The 23,177-nt window shown below is 70.0% G+C and carries 18 protein-coding genes and 2 pseudogenes; 11 read left to right on the forward strand and 9 right to left on the reverse strand.

The window, feature by feature from the left end:
• Nucleotides 1-61: 61 nt before the first annotated feature.
• Nucleotides 62-355, forward strand: coding sequence for a YciI family protein (locus ABZ876_RS28085; protein ID WP_361786928.1), 294 nt, complete (start codon nt 62-64; stop codon nt 353-355).
• Nucleotides 356-369: 14 nt separating this feature from the next.
• On the opposite strand, the pseudogene ABZ876_RS28090 reads toward ABZ876_RS28085, so the two are convergent.
• From ABZ876_RS28090 to ABZ876_RS28115, 6 genes and pseudogenes are all read right to left on the reverse strand, one after another.
• Nucleotides 370-1,302: pseudogene (locus ABZ876_RS28090) on the reverse strand (IS5 family transposase).
• Nucleotides 1,303-1,533: 231 nt separating this feature from the next.
• On the reverse strand, nt 1,534-1,893 hold the full coding sequence (locus tag ABZ876_RS28095; RefSeq protein WP_361786931.1) for a low affinity iron permease family protein: 360 nt from the start codon (nt 1,891-1,893) through the stop codon (nt 1,534-1,536).
• 306 nt (nt 1,894-2,199) lie between these two features.
• Nucleotides 2,200-2,892, reverse strand: a complete 693-nt coding sequence (locus ABZ876_RS28100; protein ID WP_361786934.1) for a lysophospholipid acyltransferase family protein — start codon at nt 2,890-2,892, stop codon at nt 2,200-2,202.
• A gap of 137 nt (nt 2,893-3,029) precedes the next feature.
• A complete protein-coding gene (locus ABZ876_RS28105) occupies nt 3,030-3,683 on the reverse strand; it encodes a hypothetical protein (protein ID WP_361786936.1) in 654 nt (217 codons plus the stop codon).
• A gap of 258 nt (nt 3,684-3,941) precedes the next feature.
• On the reverse strand, nt 3,942-4,493 hold the full coding sequence (locus ABZ876_RS28110) for a DUF664 domain-containing protein (protein WP_361786938.1): 552 nt from the start codon (nt 4,491-4,493) through the stop codon (nt 3,942-3,944).
• Nucleotides 4,494-4,922: 429 nt separating this feature from the next.
• Nucleotides 4,923-5,678, reverse strand: coding sequence for a helix-turn-helix domain-containing protein (locus ABZ876_RS28115; protein WP_361787075.1), 756 nt, complete (start codon nt 5,676-5,678; stop codon nt 4,923-4,925).
• A 351-nt stretch (nt 5,679-6,029) separates the two neighbouring features.
• On the opposite strand from ABZ876_RS28115, the pseudogene ABZ876_RS28120 reads away from it, so the two are divergent.
• The 7 genes and pseudogenes from ABZ876_RS28120 to ABZ876_RS28150 all read left to right on the forward strand — a co-directional run.
• A pseudogene (locus ABZ876_RS28120) lies at nt 6,030-6,266 on the forward strand (prolyl oligopeptidase family serine peptidase); the annotation flags it as partial.
• An 800-nt stretch (nt 6,267-7,066) separates the two neighbouring features.
• On the forward strand, nt 7,067-7,441 hold the full coding sequence (locus tag ABZ876_RS28125) for a DUF6153 family protein (protein ID WP_361787078.1): 375 nt from the start codon (nt 7,067-7,069) through the stop codon (nt 7,439-7,441).
• Nucleotides 7,442-7,544: 103 nt separating this feature from the next.
• The gene (locus ABZ876_RS28130; RefSeq protein ID WP_361786941.1) at nt 7,545-8,243 is read left to right on the forward strand and encodes a DUF305 domain-containing protein; all 699 of its coding nucleotides are present in this window, start codon (nt 7,545-7,547) and stop codon (nt 8,241-8,243) included.
• A 165-nt stretch (nt 8,244-8,408) separates the two neighbouring features.
• Entirely contained in the window at nt 8,409-8,912 is a 504-nt protein-coding gene (locus tag ABZ876_RS28135; protein WP_361786944.1) for a DUF4396 domain-containing protein, read from the forward strand.
• A 354-nt stretch (nt 8,913-9,266) separates the two neighbouring features.
• The gene (locus tag ABZ876_RS28140; protein WP_361786947.1) at nt 9,267-10,193 is read left to right on the forward strand and encodes a hypothetical protein; all 927 of its coding nucleotides are present in this window, start codon (nt 9,267-9,269) and stop codon (nt 10,191-10,193) included.
• A gap of 175 nt (nt 10,194-10,368) precedes the next feature.
• A complete protein-coding gene (locus ABZ876_RS28145) occupies nt 10,369-11,088 on the forward strand; it encodes a class I SAM-dependent methyltransferase (protein ID WP_361786950.1) in 720 nt (239 codons plus the stop codon).
• 770 nt (nt 11,089-11,858) lie between these two features.
• On the forward strand, nt 11,859-12,977 hold the full coding sequence (locus ABZ876_RS28150; protein WP_361786953.1) for a Ca2+-dependent phosphoinositide-specific phospholipase C: 1,119 nt from the start codon (nt 11,859-11,861) through the stop codon (nt 12,975-12,977).
• Nucleotides 12,978-13,375: 398 nt separating this feature from the next.
• Here the strand turns inward: ABZ876_RS28150 and ABZ876_RS28155 are convergent, their stop codons facing one another.
• The 3 genes from ABZ876_RS28155 to ABZ876_RS28165 form a co-directional block, all read right to left on the reverse strand.
• Nucleotides 13,376-14,932, reverse strand: a complete 1,557-nt coding sequence (locus ABZ876_RS28155) for a GMC family oxidoreductase N-terminal domain-containing protein (protein WP_361786956.1) — start codon at nt 14,930-14,932, stop codon at nt 13,376-13,378.
• A 167-nt stretch (nt 14,933-15,099) separates the two neighbouring features.
• A complete protein-coding gene (locus ABZ876_RS28160; protein WP_361786959.1) occupies nt 15,100-16,053 on the reverse strand; it encodes an alpha/beta fold hydrolase in 954 nt (317 codons plus the stop codon).
• A gap of 552 nt (nt 16,054-16,605) precedes the next feature.
• A complete protein-coding gene (locus ABZ876_RS28165; RefSeq protein WP_361787081.1) occupies nt 16,606-19,410 on the reverse strand; it encodes an AAA family ATPase in 2,805 nt (934 codons plus the stop codon).
• Between the two features lie 260 nt (nt 19,411-19,670).
• Here ABZ876_RS28165 and ABZ876_RS28170 point away from each other — a divergent pair, with 260 nt between their 5' ends.
• From ABZ876_RS28170 to ABZ876_RS28180, 3 genes are all read left to right on the forward strand, one after another.
• Nucleotides 19,671-20,300 (forward strand): response regulator transcription factor, encoded by a 630-nt coding sequence (locus ABZ876_RS28170; protein ID WP_361786962.1) that lies wholly within the window; start codon nt 19,671-19,673, stop codon nt 20,298-20,300.
• 154 nt (nt 20,301-20,454) lie between these two features.
• The gene (locus ABZ876_RS28175; RefSeq protein ID WP_361787084.1) at nt 20,455-21,138 is read left to right on the forward strand and encodes a DUF4255 domain-containing protein; all 684 of its coding nucleotides are present in this window, start codon (nt 20,455-20,457) and stop codon (nt 21,136-21,138) included.
• On the forward strand, nt 21,135-23,159 hold the full coding sequence (locus ABZ876_RS28180; RefSeq protein ID WP_361786965.1) for an ATP-binding protein: 2,025 nt from the start codon (nt 21,135-21,137) through the stop codon (nt 23,157-23,159). The genes ABZ876_RS28175 and ABZ876_RS28180 overlap by 4 nt, the downstream gene beginning before the upstream one ends.
• Nucleotides 23,160-23,177: the final 18 nt, after the last annotated feature.

A 23,177-nucleotide genomic window follows, 5' to 3' on the forward strand; every position in this document is an offset into this window, starting at 1 on the left:
CTGTCTCCCGGATCATGAAATGTGATCGCTACAGTCCTTGGTGTTCCGCTACGGTCCGGGCATGTTCGTTGTCAGAGTTACCTACACGGCACCGCTGGATGAAGTGGACCCATGGAGGCCGGCCCACGGCGACTGGCTGAACCAGCTCATATCCCGGAAATTGCTTCTGGTTGCCGGGCGCCAGGTGCCTCTGGTCGGTGGTGTCTACCTCGCCCCCCGGATGCCCGCCGAAGAACTTGACCGCCTTCTCGCCACCGATCCGTACGTCCTCAACGGCGTCGCCACGCACAGCGTTGTGGAGTTCACCCCGCTGCTGGTCGCGGCCGGTTTGGAGGACCTCAAGACCCAGGAGTGAGCAAATCCTCCGGGCTACGTGCGGAGCCAGATGAGGAGTGCAGCTGCGGTCACGCTGCCGAGGTAGACGTATCCGCGCTTGTCGTAACGGGTGGCGACGGCTCTGAACTGCTTCAACTTCCCAATGGCCCGCTCCACCGTGTTGCGCTCCTTGTACCGGGCCTTGTCGAAGCCCGGGGGCCGTCCCCCGCGTGAACCCCGGCGCAGGCGTGCGGCCTTGTGGTCCTTCTTCTCCGGGATCACATGCCGGATGCCTCGATTGCGAAGGTAGCCGCGGACCTTACGGTTGCTGTATGCCTTGTCGGCACTCACGCTGTCCGGCGTGCGACGAGGACGGCCGGGGCCCCGGCGGGGAACGCGGATCTTGTCCATGACCGGCTCGAACTGCGTGCAGTCTGCCCGCTGGCCTGGCGTGACGAGCAAAGCCAGTGGGCGGCAGCGGCCTTCCGCGGCAATGTGGATTTTGCAGGTCAGCCCGCCGCGGGAACGGCCGAGTGCTTCGCCTGCCGCACCGCCTCCTCCAGCAGGTCGCGCTCACCATCGCCGCCAGATGCTGAACCGATCTTCGAGGAGCCCTTTTGAAGAGTCCGGCAGCAACGGCGGCGGATCCTTGCGCGCGCCCGCTGCGTGCTGATGAGCACGGACGATGGTGGAATCGACGTTGATGTTCCAGTCGATGTCGCCCTCGGCGTCGGCGGCGGCCTGGGCGTGCCGCAGGAGCGTCTCCCAGGTTCCGTCAGCCGACCACAGCGCGTGCCGTTTGTGGACGGTCTTCCACGGGCCGAAGCGTTCGGGCAGCTCACGCCACTGTACGCCCGTGCTCAGCCGGTGAATGATCCCGTTGATCACCTGCCGGTGATCCCGCCACCGGCCCCACCGGTTGTTGCTGACTGGCAGCAGAGGCTCCAGCACAGCCCACTCACCGTCCGTCAGATCCCCCCGACTCATCATGACCAGAACAACGAGCTAACTGATCGAAGAGACACGACCTAGTACCGGCATCAGCAGCCCGGCCTGTCGGGGCGCCTCCGCTACGCGGGAGGCGTCCCGTCCGTCAACGGCGCGAGCAGGAACGCGCTCGGCGCAACCGTCCAAATCTCTCCCCGGCGGCGTCGCCCCCCTCCGCGGCTGAGAATCCCTGGAGAAAGACCTCGCATCGGATGCTTCCTGACTACGGCATCAGAGCTCCTCCTCCATGCGGATGGCCCGGCGCAGGTCTTCCTGGGCCTTGAGGGTCTGCCCCTCGTCCTGTTCCAGAAGTGCCGCGGCTATCGCGTCCAGCTTTCGCTGGATGGCGTGCTCCGCCCGTCTCTCCGTGTTCTTGAGGAGGGCGAGCAGCAGCAGGGTCACGGACGTCATCAGGTCCCCGGCCAGCAACTGCCACGTGACTGCCAGCCTCATGGCGTGCGCGGCGATGAAGAACGCGACCAGCAGCAGGCACAAGACGTAGAACGCCAGAGAGCTGGTGAAGTTCGACGCGGCCTCGGAGAACCGCTCGAACCGCCCCTTTCCCCCTGCGGCGGGATGTCGGATGACCATGACGTGCGCCTCCCGAGGATGGAGTGGAGCCCCCACCGGGTGCCCGTGAACGACGCAACGGACACGGAGAGGAAGAGCGAGGACAGGCCCCGGCGCTCGATCGGGAAGGCGTCGCGCCGACGACCGTGGCGGCCACCGGCGCCGCCCGCCTGGGAGTGACCGAGCGCTTCACTTGGCCCACGAGTGTTTCGGTTGGCCCGGGTGGGCGCTTGAGGTGGCCCGCGGTGTGGGCGACAGGGTGACCGTGGTGCTCGTTCGCAATGGGCGGCCATACGGACCGGATCACGGCCGAGGGGCATCGGAACCTCAGCCCCGCCCTCCCTTCGCTTGCCCGGCCTTCACGTCGGCCGCGTACCGGTCCACGTATTCCTGGCCGGACAGCTGCAAGATCGCGTACGTGATCTCGTCGGTGACGGCCCGCAGTACCGCCTTGTGGTCCGCCAGCCCCGCAAAGCGCGAGAAGTCCAGCGGTTCCCCGAAACGGATCGCGACCGGCCGGATCCTCGGCAGGACCTGCCCCAGGGTCCGGATGCCGAAGGTCCCCACCATTGCGCACGGAATCACCGGAACCTGTGCGGCCAGCGCCATCACCGCCACCCCGACCTTGCCCTTGTACAGCCGTCCGTCGGGTGAACGCGTGCCCTCCGGGTAGATCGCGAGCAGCTCGCGTCGGGCCAGCACCCCCAGCCCCTCCCGGATAGCCGCCTCCCCCGCGGCCCTGCCCGACCTGTCCACCGAAATCTGCCCGGCACCGCGGAGAACGAGCGCGGTCAGCCGGCCCCTCAGGCCCGGCGCGGTGAAGTACTCCGCCTTGGCCAGGAATGTGATGCGCCGTTTCAGGACCGCGGGCATGAGGAGGGGGTCGACGAAGGACAGGTGATTGCCGGCAACGATCGCCGCACCCTTGGCCGGAACGTGCTCGAGCCCCTCGGCCCGCGGCCGGAACAGCAGCCGAAGCAGCGGCCCCAGGAGGACGTACCTGAGCACGTAATAGAGCATGGGCGGCTCCCAACTGCCGATCGGCCCCAGCTCGCGAGGCCAGTCACAGCGGGTCCGGGCCGTGCTCACGTATCCGCGAGCGCGTCGGATGTTCGGTGCGACAGGGCGGACACCGGGTCCGTGAACCGAATGGCCGCTCAGGAGGCCGTACCCGCGGGTGGTGACCCCTGCCTGGGCGGCGCCTGCCAGGGGACCTGGCGCGCCCGCAGGTCCGCACGGATGCGCCGGGCGAGCCTTGTGGTGTCGTAGTGATTCAGCAAGGCGCCGATGGCCGCGCCGACCATGAAGGGCGTCAGCATGGGGATCTTGCGGACAGCGAGCATGAGCAGCCGTCGGCGCAGTTCCTTCCTCACCCGGACGCTGAGCATGAGACTGACCGCGGACGTCGGCTTGGTGATGTTCAGGCCGCGCCCTTCCGTCCACTCCGCGAGATACAGGGCGGCACGCTGTCGAGTGGTTCCCGTCGCAGGCAGACCGTACACCTCGTGAAGTTCGGCGATGAGCTTGTACTCGACGGACGCCGTCCCGAGGATGCCTGCTGCCAGTTCGATGGGCATTGCCGGAGGGGTGGGCAGCGCCGCGGCAGAACCCACGCCCGCTCCGACGGCCTCGGTGCCCCGCACCGCCCCGGTGACCAGGTGATCGGCGATCTCCTCCGGGCCGAGGCCGGGGAAGTGCCGACGCAACGTGTCCAGATCGCGCACCTGGATATGCGAAAGCGCCTCGATCAGCTGCTCCGCGAGAGCCGGGGAGGTCAGCGACCATTCATGGGTCCGCGTCTCGGGCGTCATGGCACACCCTCCCGTTCGGCGGCGCTGTTCGACGGCCCCTCCCGATTCCATACCCGGTGGCACATCATCGATTCGCGCGGGCGACGGCATGAGCGCTTCCGGTAGGAAGCGGTTCAGCCGACCAGACGCGCCGGCTGAACCGCGCAGGGGCCCGATCAGACGCTCAGGGCTGGTGCGGAGTCGTGATCAATCAGCGGGTCGGAGGCTGCAGACGCGGATGTTCGAGTCGTGCAGCGGGATCGGCACAGCCGCCCGGGATCACACCCCGACCGCTCCGTCGATTCGTTCGCGGATCAGGTCGGCGTGCCCGTTGTGACGGGCGTACTCCTCGATCATGTGGATGAGCACCCAGCGCAGGGAGACCGCGCCCCGCCAGGGGTCGAGGCCCTCGATGTCGAGATGAGGGGCCTCGGCGGCGAAGGCTTCCGCGAAGGCGACTTCGGCATGCCAGGCAGCCCAGGATGCCGCGACGACCTCGGGATCGGGGACAGCGCCGTCGAAGTCGCCCTCGGGGACGTCTGCGGAGGAGAAGCGCAGCTCGACGTCGTGCCCGGCGAGCACGGCCCGGAACCAGCGGCGTTCCACGTCGGCGAGGTGCCGAACGAGGCCAAGCAGGGAGAGCGAGGACGGGGACACGGACCGCAGTGCCAACTCCGATCCCAGTCCGGAGCACTTCAGCCTGAGGGTGGCGCGTTGGGCGTTCAGCATGGCCACGAGCATGCTCCGTTCGTCACCGGTCGCGGGGCCGCTGAACCGGTGCTCGCTGCCGGTGCCGGTGAACAGTTCGATCCGTCGGTCGGGAATCTTCATGCCCACATCATGGACTCCGGCAGCCGGCGCACAAAGTCGTGGTCAACGCACGGGAGAACATTCGTGTGGCGAGGCTTGAACGGGGCGATGGCGAGCGGGCGTTGGTGAAGTGGCGAGGTCTGGCGGTTCCGTACCGGGAGCCGGTGGCGGGAGATGCCGGAGGAGTCGCTGACCTGCCGGATGCCGTCGCCGCCGCTGCGGCCGATCGACCGCCGGTGTCCGGAACCGGCCGATGAGCGGGCCATAGCAGCTCGACTACGAGCTGGATGTCATCGGGCGGCCCGGCTTGGAGCCGTACTTGCTTCCCGTGGCCGAGGTGGTGGTGGACGTGCGGGAGCCGCGAGACCGCCTGGCGGGCGCGCGATGGGGTCGGCTCAGGTCGAAGGATCAGGCGCGGGCACGACTGGCCGTGACCATCAAGACGGCTGTCTAATCGCGACCCGAACCTTCCGTTGCAGTGCCGCCTGAAGTCGCTTCGGTTCTCGTGTAGAGGATCTCGCGGGCCTGCTCCGCGGCGCGGGCGATGCTCTCACCGACGAAGTCTACGAAGCGGGCGATGTTCTCGAGGCGGGCGGCGGCCGGGGTGTCGGGGCCGAGGATGGCGACGCCCTGCCGTGCGGTCTCGGCGAGCTGGGCGTTGGATCGGGCGCTGGCGATCATCCCCTGGTACCAGACGTCGTTGTCGACGACGTAGCGCTCGCGTCGGCGTTCGTCGCGTTCCCGGCGGATGAGGCCCTGGCTTTCGAGGAACGTGATCGCTTTGGAGATGGACGCCGGGCTGACCTGGAGGCGCTGGACGAGTTCGGACGCGGTGAGGCTGCCCGCGTCGGTGGTGTAGATGCAGGTCAGCACCCGGGACATCATCTTGGGCAGGCCCTGTTGCACGAGGAGGGTGGAGAACATCTCCTCGTACTCGCGCACGGCCTCGGCGTCGCGTCCGTGGGCCTGCGAGGGCGCCTGTGACCCTCGGGGAGCGGCCTGCCTGCGCCGGTGGGCGCGGCGTTCGGTGGCGCGGTGGGCCAGGTCGGCACGGTAGGCGGTGGGGCCGCCGTTCCGCATCACCTCACGCGTGATCGTCGAGGTGGGGCGGTCGAGACGTCTGGCGATCTCCGCGTAGGCGAGCCCGTCGGCCAGCCCCAGCGCGATCTGCTGGCGGTCCTGCTGAGTGAGCCTGCCTCCCGGCATCGCGATCTCCTTCATACTTCCTTGATGCTTCCAGCATAGCGTTCACTCCCGCGCCAACGCAACAGACGAGGATGACTTCCGTTGCACTGGAATCAAAACAGTTGCAACGATACCCGTGCGCCCACCTGGGAAGATGCCAGACGTACGCAACGGAACCTTTCCTTATCTCGCGAACGCAACGTAGCGTTTCAGGTGTCAGAAACTGCAAGCGCTGAAGGAGAGCGCCATGCAGAAGTTCGACACCCCACCCCGATCTCCGCCGTCCTCGGCATCCCCGCGGGGCGGGTCCAGTTCACCGCCGCCCACCGGTCGTTCGGCCACTCCGGTGGCGGGTTCGCGGCGGCGCGGGCGATGCTGGACTCCCCCGAGGTGTACAAGGCCGCAGTCGCCCTCTCCGGATACCACGACGCCCGCTTTTCCAACCAGGCCTTCGTCGAGGCCTACGACGGCGCGGACAACCCCGGGGCCTCGGCCCGCACCTCCAACGTGGACATCGCGGACCGGTTGGCGGGCAGGCTGCTACTCATCCACGGAGAACTGGACGACAAGGTCCACCCGGATCAATCGCTGCGCCTGGCCGACCGGCTCCTCGCTGCCGACAAGGACTTCGAACTCCTCGTCGTGCCGGGCGCCGAGCACAGTTCATCGACTGCCTGTCCTACGTCCGCAACTCTGCTGGGACTTCCTGGTGCGCGAGCTGATGGGCACGCAGCCGCCCGTCTACCGCTCTGCTCCCATCGTCATCGGCCCCGAGTTGCCCGGCGAGCTGTTCGCCTGAGCGCGACACCACGGACGAGGAACCAGGCAAACCCAATCCCCACCAGCGACCACGGCCACCGCGCCGGCCGGCCGGCCAGTCCAGCCTGCCAAGCCGGCCCAAGAGACGGCGCGGGCCGCCTCCCGCAACTCGTCCCGCCCAAGGGCGGCGTACTCCGACACCGAGTCGGTATACACCGCCCCGACGGCGTCCTCGGCCGTCCGCCGGGCCGGGCCGCGGACATCGTGGGCCGGAACTCCGGTGGCATGCCGAGCCGTTCGGACAGCGCAAGCAACCGCGCCGCGCAAGGGGTGCCGCCGACAAGGCCCGCCGCGACGACACACAGGGCGGTGCCCTACGCCGAGAACGAGCCGAAAGGGGCGTCCGGCCGGGCCGACAGTGCCCGGAGCTCCACAACCGCATCATCGAACGTTTCGGGCATGAGCGGGTTGCGGTCTCCGGCATACCGGAGACCTACCGGACCCGTCAGGACTGAGCTCGCTCATGCGGAGGAGGGCGATGTGGCTGAGTTATCCCGCGGGTGTTGTCTACAGGGAGTGCGGGGACTGCGTACGATGAGCCCGTGATCTCCAGCGCTCGCACCGGCTCAGAGGTGAACTCTGCGCGCTGGATGTGGCTGGTCCTGGCCCTGGTGGCGGGGGTGCTGGGGATGCATGCCCTGTCACCCGCAGGTATGCCGGCGGCGGGCCGGCACGACGCGATGATGCCGGTGGGGTCCTCGGCACATCACTCCACGCTTGCCCACGGTCTCCATGGAGAATGCCGGCATCTGTCGGACGCGGGCAACGGTGGGATGGTCATGGACCACGCCGGAGGGACGTGCGCGGCGGGCGGTACATCCACCGCCTACGTTCCACCCGCTTTGACGGCCGCCCCGACTGCTCGCGTTGCGCCTGCGGCGACCGCCTGCGGAGGACCGGCCGCCCGGACGGTCGATGGCCGGGCACCACCGGATCTTTCCGAGTTGCAGCTTCTGCGGATCTAGAGGCGCCCGCACGACACCCTCCTGACGGGGTGGCGTGCCCCGGCCTGCCTGGATCCGTTCTTCCCGCGCCGCGGCGCGGGACACTTCAAGGAGCTGTACTTTCATGGCATTTTCCCGTTCCCTCATCCGCCGCACCGCCGCGCTGGCCGCTGCCGCCGCCGCAGTGGTGCTGGCCGCCTGCGGCAGCAGCAGCGAGCCCTCCTCTTCCCCGTCCTCCTCGTCGGGGCACTCCGGCCACGACATGGGGGCCATGACCTCCGGCAGCCCCTCGGCCGGCGGTTCCATGGCGCAGGGCGGGCACAACGCGCAGGACGGGCACAACGCGCAGGACGTGTCGTTCGCGCAGGGGATGATCCCGCACCATCGACAGGCCGTGGCCATGGCGGACCTGGCTGCCTCGCGGGCGAAGTCCCCGCAGGTGAAGGACCTGGCCGCGAAGATCGAACAGGCGCAGGATCCGGAGATCGACACCATGTCCGGCTGGCTGAGGTCCTGGGGCGAGAACGTCCCGGACGCCGGCATGTCCGGCATGGAGAGCATGCCGGGCATGGACCACTCCGGCTCGTCGATGCCCGGCATGATGTCGGGCGACGACATGAGCAAGCTGAAGGCCCTGTCCGGTGACGCCTTCGACAAGGCGTTCCTGCACATGATGATCGGCCATCACCGTGGCGCGATCGAGAGTGCGAAGGCCGAGCAGGCCAAGGGCGCTTACGGTGCCGCCAAGACGATGGCGACGTCGATCGTCACCTCGCAGTCGGCCGAGATCACCGCGATGATCAGGATGCTCGGCAAGCAGTAGATCACCCGGCCGGTCCGGGCTCGGGGCAGCCGGCGAACGCCGTCCCTGAGCCCGCGACCGGTCCAGGACTGCAGGCGTCTGTGTGGACTCTTTCACCGTTCCGGAATACCCCCTGGGGGTATGTTGTTAGGCGGCGGTGACTCGATCCGGTAAGGGGAGCTGAGGATGAACCACCACACAGCACACCACCAGCAGCAGCACGTGCACCATGCTCACGGCGATCATCACGCCCTCGGCTCTTCCTGGCGCGCAGCCGCGCAGGCGACGCTGCACTGTCTGACGGGCTGCGCGATCGGCGAAGTCCTGGGCATGGTCGTCGGCACCGCCGCCGGACTGCACAATGCGGCCACCGTCGCCATCTCGATCGCGCTGGCCTTCGCCTTCGGCTATGCGCTGACCATGCGGGGCGTGCTGCGCGCCGGCCTGCCGGTCCGCCAGGCGCTCAAGGTGGCTCTAGCCGCCGACACGCTGTCCATCGCCGTGATGGAACTGATCGACAACAGCGTCATGGTGGGCGTGCCTGGTGCGATGAACGCGGGCCTGTCCCAGGTCCTGTTCTGGGTCTCGCTGGCTCTTTCCCTTGCCTTGGCCTTCGTGCTGACCACTCCGGTGAACCGCTGGATGATCAGCCGAGGCAAGGGGCATGCCGTCGTACACGCCTACCACTGACGGTCACCGGTTCCCACCCGGCCCGGGCGAGCGACCCGGGCCGGGCCCACTTGCCGCGGTTGTGGTGGGTGAGTCGGCAGACACCGGGTTGAAGGCACGGCCGGCCGGTGCGCCGTCCCTGCTCCTGGCCCGTGGCCGGTACCCGGCCGGTACCGGCCACACCGGTCGGCCCACCACAGCCTCCGCATCGGCCGACTCCGGACACCCCCGGATTCGGAGACCGGTGCCGTGGCCCTTTCTCCGGCTGAGGGCACACCTGGACGCAAGGGATGCCAAGCCAGACCATGCGGTATCGGGCATCGCGTGGTGCCGTGATCAATCAACGACGGGGCAAGTGGCGGGAGGCGTGGGCCGATGAGCTCTGAACTGCACTCAGGTCAGGAAACCGAGGACAGATGGTGTGAGATCAGCCGACGGAATGCCAGGTCTGTGCAGACCACTGTGGGTTGGATCTTCTGGGACCCAGGTGCGGTGGCCCGCTATGAAAGACGGGGGCTGGAAGGAGTTCTGGCAGGACCACTCGGGTATATCGCGTCTCGCGGCGCGCCGCTTGCCCCGGCCGGGGCCGAGGCACTCATTGCCGCATTCGGCAGCATCAGCGCAGCAGGGATCCGGCTGACTTTCGACCTGCTGAAAGGTCCGGACGCCTTCCGTGATTTCTGGCATTTACGCGACGAGGCAGTTCAGGAGGGACTGCGCCACCACGCGCCCGGGATCGTCGATCCGCTGTGTGAGATGGCCCCCGCGCTTTGGTCGGTTATCGACCGGCTTCCGCTGCTGGGGCGTGCTCTGTTTGCGGCGACTCTGTCCATGCCTCGTCCGCAGTCCCCTCTTCTGTCCGGCTGGCACGCCGTCAACTTGCTGCGGGAGTGGCGGGGAGACACGCACTGGGCTCTGGTGGCGGCGTCAGGCCTCACCTCCTCGGAGGCGTCCATCCTTCATAACGAGTGGCTGGGGTACGACGACGACTGGCTGAGCAAATCCCGAGGGCACACCGAGGACGAGATCGACACGGGCTGGGAGTCACTGACGCGGAAGGGACTGGCGGCGGACAGACGGGTACTTCGGGAGGGTCTACGCCTTCGCCAACGGATCGAGGATCTCACCGATGAGCGGACCGTCCTTCCCTGGCGGCTCCTCGGTGAGCGCGCGGCACGCGAGTTCGCGGAACGGCTCGAGCCTCCCTGCGAGCTTCTGCTCTCGCGTGTGGATCAGACCGCAGGACCCCGGTACCAGCCGGCCTCGCGCCAACGCGGGCGGTACCAGGACAAGCAGGAGTAGAGCCAGATGGCTGTGCGCTGCGGCAGGCCGACCACGTGTGCCGGCAGACCACAAGACTTGGACGCCGCCGGCCCGCTCTGCTGTTCCGCCCACATCCACGTGGGAGGAACGCCACGACGGAAAAGGTGCTTTGCACCTCTCACATTGAAGGGACGTGCTCTTCTACCGTGGGGGTGTGGCCGGCACGGTGAAGATGCATGAACGCAGGGCGCGTGTCTGCGCGGTACGCCGTCGGCTCGCGCAGGGTGGACCTCCGCGGACCCGGAACTTCGAGGCGGACTTTGAGACCGTCACGGTACCCGAACGCGTTTGCGACCAACTGCGCGACCTGCTGATCTCCGAGGGCGCGCAGACAGTTGTCGAGGTCGGTCTCGCGTACGCCAGTTCCGCGCTCGCGATCGGCGAGGCGCTGATCACCGTCGATCCGCCGAGTCCCCGGCATGTCATCGTCGACCCGTTCCAGGAACGTGACTGGTCCAACGCCGGCTGGGAGCTGATGTGCTCTGCCGGACTGGATTCGATCGCCTCGCTCATGCTCACCCCCTCATCGATCGCGCTGCCGCAACTCCTCACCGAGGGTCTCGTCGCCGACGCGGCGTTCGTGGACGGCAGTCACCGGTTCCACGAAGTCTTCGTCGATCTCTACTTCCTACGAAAGATCGTTCGACCTGGCGGGCTGATCGTGATCGACGACGACTGGGCGCCGTCGGTTCGAACCGCCGTGCACTACTACGAGCAGAACCTAGGGTGGGCGGAGATTCCCGACGCCTTCCCCAGCGAAACCGTGCCGACGGCCGGCACCAGCCGCCGGGCCGAACCAAGGACTCGCTGCAAGGCCCTTCGCTTGCCCGATCCGTCGTTCGAGCCGCCCTTCGAAGAGTTCCACGCCTTCTGAGTCAGCTATGGCCGCTACTCAGGGGCTACGGCAACCGGGTGATCGCCCTCAGACCCGTACAACGAACTTGCCGTGTGCCGGTTGGATTCCATCAGGCGGTGGGCGTCCCATACGCGATCGAGGGCAGCCCCGGTGCCGGTGACGGCGGAGTCGGCGTACCCGTGGACCGTGAGCGGCCACCGACTCGGCAGCATGATGGGCTGTCGTGACCAGGACGGCAAGCGGGCACGAGGCGCCGCCACCTGCCAGATGGATCCTCGGTGTGAGCCCGGCACGTGAAACAAGGCGGCCACGCTCCCCCGGCGCGATCGAGCAGATCCGAGACCTCACCTTCACACACGGTTTCTTGGCATGTCCACTTCCATACTAAGCGGCCGCTTGCTATCAACTAAGGGCCTGCTTCTCGTCTCAGGGGGTCCCATGAGATCGTCAAGTGCACTTGAAGCGCCGGTCCCAACTTCTGTACGAACCGGCCCGGCGCATGCTCCGGCTTGAGCGGCGACTCCCAGCGCGGCTTCAGCGTGTATCCCGACCCCGAGGCAAGAGGGTCACGCTTGAGGCCGAAGACCGTCCGTACTCAGCCGAGTCTGTGCCGCATCTCCTCCTGGCGGTGCCCAGGTCGTTCGTGATCAGCAGGGGCATGTCGCAGAGCCGGGCCCCGCGTGTCGGAGCAGCGAAGCTCTGTCCAGCCCTACCTTTCGCAACGCCGCAGGAGCCGGGTTTCCGTCGGCACGCCACACTTCCGCCACTCCCGAATGCGAGGAGCTTCGATGCCTTTCGTTGTGCCCCAGCACTCTCTATGGCGCCGTAAAGCCTGCGTTCTCGGCGCCACCCTGTTGCTCGGCCTGGCCGTGCCGTGGACCTCAGCAGCACCCGGCCATGCCGCCACGACGAAGGCCGGAACCGACACATCGGCGTTCGACGACGTTCCGCTGAATCAGCTCTCCGTGTCCGGGCTGCACAACGCGTACGAGCGCAGCAAGTCCAAGTCGCTCACCAAGGGCCTCGACATCGGTGCGCACCTGCTGGAAATCGACACCTACAGCACCTACGGGAACCCCGCCGGGTGGGTGGTGAGCCACTCGAACCCCCTGGCCAACGACAACAACTGCACCTACACCACTGGTTCGGGCGTGTTCAAGAAGACATGGGAGAACGGCAGTCTGAGAACCTGCCTGGACGACCTCAGAGACTGGAGCAACGCGCACCCCGACCACGACCCCGTCTACCTCAAACTGGAACTGAAATGGGGCTTCCGCTCGGGCGCGGGCATGGGGCCCACCCAACTCGATCAGCTCGTGGCCAAACATCTGGGCGCCAACAAGCTCTTCACCCCAGCCGACATGCTCGGCAGCGCCCACGCCACCCTCGACGACGCCGCCAAAGCCGGAGCGTGGCCCGCGTGGAAAGAGCTCCGAGGTAAATTCATCGTCTTGCCCATCACCGGCACCATAGAGAACAAACTCGCCGGCTACGACCTGGACAGCCTGTCCACCGAACAGGAATACGCCCAGCACGTAGCCGACTTGGCGGCAGCCGGTCGGCTCGCTCGGGCATCCATGTGGCCCGCCATGACAAAACCGTCTCCCAACGGCGACCCCCGCCTCATCTACAGCCCCATGCTGCGCCCCTGGTTCGTCATCTTCGACACTCAGGCGACCCGTTGGCTCGATGACGGATTCAGCCTGTCGTGGTACTGCGCCAACCACTACCTCACCGTCGAAAGCGCGGCCGAGAGCCTCTCCCCGGCGCTGGATGACACGAATCCCGACCCGGTGGCCGCCGCACAACGCGTTCAGTATCTCGCCCAGCAGGGACACTCCAGTGTCACCACATTCGACTGGATGAACACGCCCGGTGCATTCACGCTCTGGTCGCGTAACTGCTGAGAGACCGTTGTCCTTCGTGTCGGCAGGGCGTTGAGCGGCTGGTTCCGGGGAGTTGCGGGTTCCGCTTTCCGGAAAGGGCGCCGCCCGCGGGGATCAAGCGACCGCAGGGCGGCGGCCGAGGCGGACAATGCCATGGAGTTGTGTGCCTCACCCGGTCCGGCAACGCTGCGGCGTCCCGACGCAGTGCGGTCATGCGGCGAGGGCGAGGTTGTGCATGCGGGCGACGGCTCCTCGAGTGGGGCGAAGGCTGTTACAACGTGCGCCGGCCGCACAGCAGCCCCGGCTACCGCAGTCCCGCCGACTACGAGGCCGCCCTGGCGGCCCGGCCACCACACCGGTGGTGTCCGCCCGAGCGCAGCACGCTCAAGTCCGCCCGCTGCCCCGGTTTGATGTCAGGGTCACGCCCGAGCCGGGAGACCGCGGATCATGTCCGCCGCCTTTTCCGCGATCATGATCGTGGGTGCGTTGGTGTTGCCCCGCACCACGGTGGGCATCACTGAGGCGTCCACCACCCGCAGGCCCCTCACGCCGTGCACGCCGAGCCGGGAGTCCACGACGGGGCCGATGGAGCAAGTGCCCGCCGGGTGGTAGAGGGTCTGCAACTCGCGCCGGGCGAAGTCGAGCAGGCCGGCGTCGTCCGTGGAACGCGGTACGCGGAAGTCGGCTCGGCGGTGCTTGCGCAGGCTGGGCCGGCCGGCGATGTCGAGCAGCATCCGGAGCGCCCGGATCATCGTGGCGCGGTCCTCTTCGGTGGTCAGGTAGTTGTGCAGGATGCGCGGTTTGGCGCTGGGGAGCGCCGACCGCAGGGAGACCTTGCCCCGGCTCGTGGGGGCGAGCAGCACCGCACCGAACATGAAGGCGTGGTCGGTCACGGGGCTGATGCCCTCCTCGTAGAACATCACCGGCGTGGCGTGCACCTGGACGTCGGGGGCGTCGAGTCCCTCGCGGGTGCGGTGGAAACCGCCGGCCTCGCCGATGTTCGAGGTGAGCGGGCCGCGGCCCTCGGTCTCCAGCAGGCGCACGTTGTCCGGTGTCTCGGCGGTGAACAGCGACTCCGTGTCAGTGAGGTAGCACAGCCCGACATGCGGATGATCCTGCAGATTCTCCCCCACTGGAAGATCGACGCGGGGCGTGATGCCGTGGGCCGCCAGCTCACCGGCCGGACCGATGCCGGAGAGCATGAGCAACTGGGGCGAGTTGTAGGCACCGGCCGACAGCACGACCTCCCCTTCGGCGTGCAGGCACTGCAGTTCGCCGTCCCGTTCCACCTCGACGCCGGTTGCACGCTCGCCGTCGAACAGCACGCGGGTGCACTCAGCACCGGTCAGCACATCGAGGTTCGGCCGGGACAGGGCCGGCCGCAGATACGCGTCCGCCGTGCTGCAGCGCAGACCGTCGCGCTGAGTGAGGTGGTAATAGCCGACGCCGTCCTGTTCGAGGCCGTTGAAGTCGCTGGTGGAGGGGTGTCCGGCCTCCTGAGCGGCCGTCACGTACGCGTCCGCCAAGGGATGCCGGGAACGGCCCTCGCTCACCGTGAGCGGCCCGCCGGTGGAATGCCACGGGGACGTGGCTCCCGTGAAGTCCTCGGCGCGAAGGAAGTACGGCAGGACTTCCGGCCAGCTCCACCCGTCTGCGCCGGCCGCCGCCCAGGCGTCGTAGTCGCGGCGATTGCCGCGGATGTAGATCATCGCGTTCATCGACGAACAGCCGCCGAGCATCCGGCCGCGGGGCAGATAGCGGCGGCGGCCGTCCAACCCGGGCTCGCACTCGGTGAGGTAGCTCCAGTCGTACTTCGTCTGGAAGAGTTTGCTGAACGCGGCCGGAACGTGGATGTCCGGGGCATCGTCCACCGGGCCGGCCTCTATGAGAAGAACGCGCGTCCTCTCGTCCTCGGTCAGACGGCCGGCCAGGACGCACCCCGCCGACCCGGCACCCACGATGATGTAGTCGTACACCTGTCCTCCTCGCTCCACGTGGCTGCTCGACTCCCTCACTCAAGCCGCATCGAAGAGCGGACGACACCCTACGGTCGGCCATTGTCGACGCCGTGCTCCTGTGGTCCGTGGCTGTGCCACGGACCACCGATCGCAGCGCCGCCCGGCGACGGACGGAGCGCTGCGCATCAATCGGCTCCCCCGGTCTCGTGCAGGGAGACCACGGCCTCCACCAGGGCATCGGGATCTTCCCAGTTGATCATGTGTCCGGCGTCCGGCACGGTGACCAGCCGCGCGCCCGGTATCCCTGCGGCCAGGCGCCGGGAGTGGTTCGGCGGTGTACTGCGATCGGCTGTGCCGACCATGACGACGGTGGGGACCGTGATCTCGCCCAGGCGTGGGTAACGGTCCTCGCGGGCGAAGGCTCGCACGATGGGCAGGAGCGGGGTGTGAGCCTGGCGGAGGAAGACGTCAAGGAAGACGGCGATCATCGCTGGGGAGGGGCGCTTGCCGCACTGGAGTGCGCCGAAGAGGATTCCGCCGGTGCGGGTGCGTGCCAGCCGCTGCAGGATGCCCGCCTGCAGCAGGGGGATCTGCAGCCGGTTGCAGGGCGCTCCGTCGTAGATGCGGCCCGCCCACGTCGCGAACAGCACCAGACCGCGCAGCCTCCGGCCGACGCCGGGGTGGTCGAGGAGAGCACGTATGGCGAGGAATCCGCCCAGGGAATGTCCGGCCAGCACCCCGTCCTGTACGTCAAAGTGCTCCAGTACCGCCAGGTAGTCCCGCGCCATGGGGCCGGAGCCGATACCGTCCGAGCCGACCGTCGAGTCCCCGTGGCCGCGCTGGTCGAAGACGATGACACGGTGGCCGCGTACCACCAGGGCGTCCTGCACCAGATTCCACTCCAGGAGCGACACGCCGTAACCGTGCGCCAGCACCACCGGTGGCCCCTCACCCGCGACGACGGCGCGCAACACCGTCCCGTCGGGACGGCGCAGAAACACCCCCTCGCCCTCGGGCTCACGACGGAGCCGCTCGTAGGGAACAGGATCCGGTCGGCGTTCGACCCTGGCAGCCGCTGCCCGTGCGGCGACGACTGCGAGGCCCACCGCGGCGGCGCCGCACGCAATTCTCCACTTCATGAGTTCCCCCCTCGAGCCTCGACGCCTCCGCGGCGAGCGACAGAGCCGCGCCGCAGAACGTGATGGCTTTCTCCCGGAGAGTGTCAGGCACCCAAGTCCCTTGAGACGAGACGGCCTCGTGCTCCGCCACCCTCCGCCGCACGCGCATCTCGCGTCAACACCCCATGCGCTTGGCCCCGGTGATGATGTGTTCCAACAGCAAGGATGCGATCCCGCTTCGCTTACGTGTCGGCGTGGCGGCATCGACTTCAGTTCGGCGTGGTCCGAGTCCAGCCTCCTGACCGCCCCGCAACCCACCAGGCTCTCGCCATCCCTCACCGGCCATAACGTGGTCTCGGGTTTGCGGAGGGCGTCGAGACCGAGGCCGCGTCACGCCGATGCCCGCCGACCAGTTGCGGCTTTCTCTCCGGAGGCGAGATGGATCGCATCTGCTGGACATGCTCGTCGAGGAACCCGGCGAACTCAGGTCCGGAGAGATCGTCTGTCGCGATCTTCACTGTGCTCCGCCCAGACCGGGGCGTCACCGCCCCGGTCACCTTGGCAGGCCAGGGCTCATGTCGATTCTCGGATCAGAGCCTGCCCCCTATCCGCGCCCAGCGCCTCGCGCAGTTCACCGCGGCGGCGTATGCCCAACTTCCTGTAGACGTTGGTGAGGTGGGTCTCCACGGTGCGCCGGGCCAGGTGCAGCAGGGCGGCGATCTCCGTGTTCGTGCGGCCGTCGGCGGCCAGTTGGGCAATGCGGCGCTCGCTGCCGGTGAGGGCGCCGGAGCCGGTGCGGGCGACGCTCGTGCGGCGGGCTCCGCCCTCGCGCAGGGCCTCCTCGGCGAGCCGGTGCAGCCGCAGCGCGCCGAGCCGCTCGGCGCGTTCGACCGCCTCCCGCAGGCCTTTCCGGGCCCGGGTGCGGTCCCCGGCGGCGGTCAGCTGCCGGCCCTGCGCGACGAGCGCGGCGACCAGCTCCGGCTCCGTGCCGGTACCGGCGTCCCGCAGCAGTCGTACGGCTTCCTCGGCCAGCTCCAGACCGCGCCGGCCTCCCGTGACCGTGCCGAGCACCCGCACGGCGCGGCCCACCGTGCGGGGCGTGCCCCACACCCGGGCAAGCCGCAGCTCCTCCTCGGCGAGCGCGAGCGCCTCCCGGGGGTTGCCCAGGGCGAGCCGGCACTCTGCGGCGGCCGAGCGCCACGGGGTGACGACCGGGCTGACCACTTCGCGGGCCGACTGACGGCGGCCGCACTCCAGGAAGTCGTGCAGCGCCCCCGCCGGGTCGCCCGCGGCGGCCCGCTGCACCCCCCGCGCGTACAGGAACCGGTTCAGCTCCCAGGAGTCGGGCGCCGCCCGCAGGTCGAAGCCGTCCGCGAGCCGCCGTGCCTCGGCCGTGCGGCCCAGTTCCACGAGCGCGATCAGGGTGTGGGCGTGTGCGTTGGCAGGTCCGGTGTCCGCGGTCACGGGCGGCTCGGCCGGCAGCCGCCCGTACTCGCCGCGGGCCGCGGCGATGTCGGCCCGTACGTTGAGCAGCGCTCCGTGCATCGGGTGCAGCAGGTCGGGTCGCTGACCGGCCAGGCCGCGGTCGACGAGCCGGTCCGCCTCGTCGAGTTCGTCGGCCCACTGGGCGACCGCGGCGGCCGTGCCCAGCAGGAAGGGCTCGGTCAGCGGGTCGGCGGGCTCGGCGAGCAGAGCGCGCACCTGCTTCATCGCTCCGTCCGCCGAGGTGAGCCCGGCGGTGGCCGCGTGCCGGACGAGCAGGGCACGGGCGGTCGGCCCGACCCGCTCAGGCGAGCGTTCGGCGGTTTCACACAGCCACCGGTGCACGTCACGGCGGACCGTCTGGTCCTGGTCGGACAGCAGGACGGAGGCGGTGTGCAGGAGGTCCGCCAGACCGGGGTGGTCACCGAGCTGGCCGCCCATGGTGCGCAGCACTTCGACGGCGGCGCGGGCCTTGCCGCGTCCGGCCAGCGCGGTACCTAGGGCGATGGCCGCGCGGATCCGGTCCTGCGGGGCGCCGGGCAGCCGCAGGGCCTCGGTGAGCCGGGAGATCCCGGACGCGGTCCGCGGAGCGGCGCACTCCAGTGAACCCAGCTCGGTCAGCAGCCGCTGCCGGCGCTCGTCGGGCAGCGGCTCGTCGAGGGCCCGACGCAGGAAGGCGGCGGCGGTGTCGGCACGGCCGTCGCGCAGGGCGAGGGACGCGGCGTCCTGGAGCACGCCCGGCGCCCAGTGGTCGCCCACCGGGCCGGACAGCAGCAGCTGCCGGGCGACCGTCTCGGTGGGGATGCCGCGGTGCAGCATCGCCTCGGCGGCCTGCCGGTGCGCCGCGCGGCGCCGGGCAGCGGGCACACCGGTGAGCACCGCGTCCCGCAGCAGGGGGTGGGCGTACCGGGCGCGGCCGTCCGGGTCGGTGCGCAGCACACCCAGACGGCTCATCGCGGTGAGCCAGCCCGTCACCCGGGCCGGGTCGGCGCCCGCCAGCTCGGCGAGCAGCCCGTCCAGACTCTCGGCGGTGCATCCGTGGTCGCCGGCCGCCCTGCCGTCCCAGCCCTCGTCCAGGGCGGCGAGCGCCCGCGCCACCTCCGCCGTCCCGGGCCCCGCACTGTCCAGCCACCAGGACACGGCCGCCGGGTACGCACCCGGGTACAGCGCGGCGGAGGTCACCGGAACGTGCGGGTGCCGACCCGGCTCGCCGAGGTCGTCCAGCAGGGCACGCAGCAGCATCGGGTTGCCGGCACCGGCCCGTACACAGCCGTCGACCCAGGCCTCGGTGGCCGTTGGGAACCGGGTCCGCACCAGTTCCGCCGCCGAGTCCGCGGTCAGCGGGGCGAGGGTGTGGGTGTGCACGAGGGCGGGCGAGAGGGTGTGGGTGAAACCCGGTTGGGGCGGGCCCACGTCGTACTGGCTGCGTTCGGTGACCGCCAGCAGGACCGGCAGCCGTAATCGGTCCACGTGCCGGGCAAGCTCCACCAGCCAGCGGTACGAGGGGGCGTCGGCGAGGTGGACGTCGTCCACGGCGATCAGCAGCGGGGACTCGTCGGCGTAATCGCGCAGTATCCGCCACAGCAGCGCGGCCTGCTCGCGCTCGCCGCCGGTTTCCTCCGGCTGTCCGAACCACTGTACGGGACCGAGGAGTTGAAGCACGGCGGCGAAGGGAACGGTGGCGTCGCCGGGTGAGCAGCGGGCGCGCAGCACCCGCACGCCCTGGTCGGCGGCGCTCTCGGCGGCGGCCTCCAGGACGGTGGTCCGGCCGGTGCCGGTGGCCCCGCGTAGCAGCACCAGGCCGCCCGCGCCGGCCCGGGCGCGCGCGACCCAGGCCGCCAGCAGCGCGGCTGCCTCGCGGTGTTCGTGCGGCTGATCACCGTGCGGTCCGGACATCCCTGCCTCCTTCTCGGACGGGTCACCGTGGTAGATGTCGTTGTCGTCGTGGACGTCACAGACGTCGTGCACGTCACAGACCTCGTGGACGTCGTACGGCCGATCTCGTGGTGCCGCTCGTGGTGCTCCACGATTGTGCGGGTTCCTCCCGCCCCAGGAATGTGGGGAACACACGCCTGCCACCGACTCGACAGAGGTGGCGCGCACGTGGACATGGGGGGAAACGCTTGCTCAGCTCATCGCGGACCACACACCCCGGTATGGCCGACTCCGCCGAGCGGACACCGGTGGCGGTGCACGCCCCGGACCCGATCCTGCGCGAGGGAGTGGTGGGCCAGTTGCGCCGGTACCCGGAGATCGACCTCAGGGAGGGCTCGGGCCCGGGCACGGTGGCGCTGCTCGTCGACGATGCGCTCGACGAGGCCGCGCTGACCCGGCTGCGCCGACTGGTGCGCAGTGAGGGGGCGCGGGCGGTGCTCGTCGTGAGGTCGCTGCGGGAGGCCGAACTGCTCGATGTGATCGAGTGCGGAGTGGCCGCCATCGTATGGCGCCACGAGGCCACCGCGACGCGCCTGGTGCAGGCCGTCCTGGCGGCGGCCCGCGGCGACGGCGATCTGCCCGCCGACCTGCTCGGCCGGCTGATCAACCAGGTGGGCACGCTGCACCGCAGCGCGGCCGGCAGCCCGGGCGCACCCGCCTCGGGCCTGACGCCGCGCGAGGTGGACGTGCTGCGGCTGGTCGCCGAGGGGTTCGACACCGGAGAGATCGCCAGCAAGCTGTCCTACTCCGAACGGACCGTCAAGAACGTCGTGCACGGGCTGACCACCCGGCTGCACCTGCGCAACCGGGCACATGCCGTGGCGCATGCCCTGCGGGAAGGCTACATCTGACCGAACGGGCAGTCGATACTGACCCCTTGGGCACTCCGCTGTGCCCCGCGGCCGTCCCCGGCGCGCCTGCGGGGACGGCCACCCGCGAGGGCAGGATCGGTCACGGCGGCAGGAGGACGGGCGAGGCCGGGTACGGCAGGGCGGGAGCATGACGGTGATCCACGAGGTGGACGAGGTCCTCAAGAACCTGCTCGGCGGTGGCGCGCTGGCCGGTTCCGGTATCGACGTCGCCTTCGCCGCACCGACCCGGGACTGGGCCGCCCGCCGCAACACCCCCACGATCAACGCCTACCTGTACGACATCCGGGAGGACGTGGGCCGCCGCCAGCGCGGTCACCTCCCCGTACTCGACGAGCGCGAGGTGATCGTCAAGCGCCGCCAGCCGCCGCGGTGGTTCCGGCTGTCGTATCTGGTGACGGCGTGGACCAAGCAGCCCCAGGACGAGCACCGGTTGCTGTCCGCCGTGCTGGCCACCCTGATCCCCCGCGAGCTTGTGCCGCCCACCGAACTGCCCGGTGCGCTGGGTGCGCTGGGCATGGCGGTGCCACTGTCGGTGGCCGGTGTCCAGACGGAGTCGCGTTCCCTGGCGGAGATCTGGTCCGCGCTCGGCGGTGAGCTGAAGCCGTCCCTCGACGTGGTGGTCACCGCACCTTTCCCCGCCTACCCCGAGTACGACGCCGGGCCGCCGGTCACCGAGGGCGCGGCGGTCCGCGTGCGCACCACGGACGGCGTCCCGGCCGAGGCGGAGGAGCGCGCGCACCGGCCCCGACAGGTGGCGGCGGCCCGGGACGCCCGGAAGGCGGCCGGACCCGGCGGTGGGGCGGGCCGGGCGACGTGACCGCGTGGACCCCGGCATACGACGTCACGGCGTCGGCGTCCGACCCCGTCGCCCCGCTCCTCGCCCGCCTCGCCGCCCTGCGCGACCGGGTCGCCCTGCTGGTCGGGCACCGCTCGGCCGACGATCCCACGGCCACGGACCCCTTGCGCGGTCTGTACCTGTCGGAAGAAGCGGTACGGCACCTGTTGCGCCCGGCGGACCCCCTGCCGCCCGGGCTTCCCGGCCTCGCCGAGCCGCCGGACGACCGCCTGGCGGTCCTGTCCGCCCGCCTGAAACTGACCGAACTCGACACCGCCCTGCTCCTCATCGCTCTCGCCCCCGACCTGGACCGCGCCTTCGAGCCGCTGTACGGCTATCTCAACGACGACGTCGGCAGGCGGCGGGCCACCGTCGCCCTCGCCCTGGACCTGTGCGGGATCCCCGCCCACTCGGCGGGCGCCCGGGCGCGGTTGCACCCCTCGGCCCCGCTGTCCGCGCTCGGGCTGCTCATGGTGGAGGAACCCGAACGCCCCTTTCTCGGCCGCGCGTTGCGCGTGCCCGACCGGCTTGTGGCGCACCTGCTGGGCGACGACACCCCTGACGCCGCGCTCGCCGGACATCTCCATCCGCTGCCGCCGCACCCGGAGCCGTACGGCGAAGCCCCGGGTGACAACGGCGACTTCACCCGCTTCGTGCACCGCCTGGCCGCGCGGCTCGCCGCCGGTCCCCCGCTCACCGCCTATCTCCGCGAGGGCCACGAGGGCGACGGGCTCGCCTGCGTCACCTCCGCCCTGGACACGGCGGGAGTCGACGCCCTGCGCTTCTCGGGACCCGAGGACCGTGTGCCCGAGCTGCTGCGGGAGGCGCGCCTGGGCGGGCACGGCGTCGTCGTCTCCGCGCTGCCGGAGAGGCCCGGCGCGCTGCTCGGGCAGTTGCGGGCGGCATCCGACATCACTGTCCTGATCACCGGCCCGCGCCCGTACGATCCCCGGTGGTGCGACCACGACCCTCTCGTTTTGGAGGTGCCCCGGCGCCGCGCGGAGGCGGTGGCCACCTGGTCGGCCGTGCTCGGCGGGGAGCCCGGTTTCGACCTGGCGGCCACCGTGGCCCCGTACCACCTCCCCGACGACCGCATCGCCCGCGCCGCCCGCGCCGCGCAGGGCCTCGCCGGCTTCGAGGATGCCCCGCTCTCCCCCGCCCACCTGCGCCTGGCCGCCCGTCAGCAGTCCGCCTCCGGCCTGGAACAGCACGCCCGTCGGATCCGCCCAGCCGTCGACTGGACCGACCTCGTGCTGCCCGACCGCCCGCTGACCCAGCTGCGGGAACTCGCCCTGCGCGCCCGCCACCGCGACCGTGTCCTCGGCGACTGGCGGCTGAGCGCGGGCGGCGGCCGCGGCCTGGGCGTGCTCGGCCTGTTCGCGGGCGAGTCCGGCACCGGCAAGACACTCTCCGCGGAGGTCGTCGCGGCCGAGCTGGGCCTCGACCTCTACGTGGTCCAGCTGTCGTCCGTGGTCGACAAGTACGTCGGCGAGACCGAGAAGAACCTGGAACGCATCTTCACCGAGGCCGACCACACGGACGCCGTGCTCCTCTTCGACGAGGCTGACGCCGTCTTCGGCAAGCGGTCCGAGGTGAAGGACTCCCACGACCGATACGCCAACATGGAGAGCGCCTACCTGCTGCAGCGGCTGGAGTCCTTCAACGGCATCGCCCTGCTCACCACCAACCTGCGCGCCAACATGGACGAGGCGTTCACCCGGCGCCTGGACCTGGTGGTCGACTTCCCCTTCCCCGACGCCGAGCAGCGCCTGGCCCTGTGGCGGCACAGCCTGTCCCACGTGCCCTGCGCCGACGGCATCGACCTCGAGCCGGTGGCCGCCGACTTCGAGCTGGCCGGCGGGTCCATCCGCAGCGCCGTGGTGACCGCCGCGTACCTGGCCGCCGGACGCGGCGAGGCGGTCACGGCGGCCGACCTCCTGGAGGGCGCCCGCCGGGAGTATCGCAAGGCGGGGCGGCTGCTGCCGGGCGAGGGCGCCTGGTGACGGCGCCGGGCGTCGTCC

Source organism: Streptomyces sp. NPDC046931 (genome assembly GCF_040644655.1).
GTDB lineage: Bacteria > Actinomycetota > Actinomycetes > Streptomycetales > Streptomycetaceae > Streptomyces.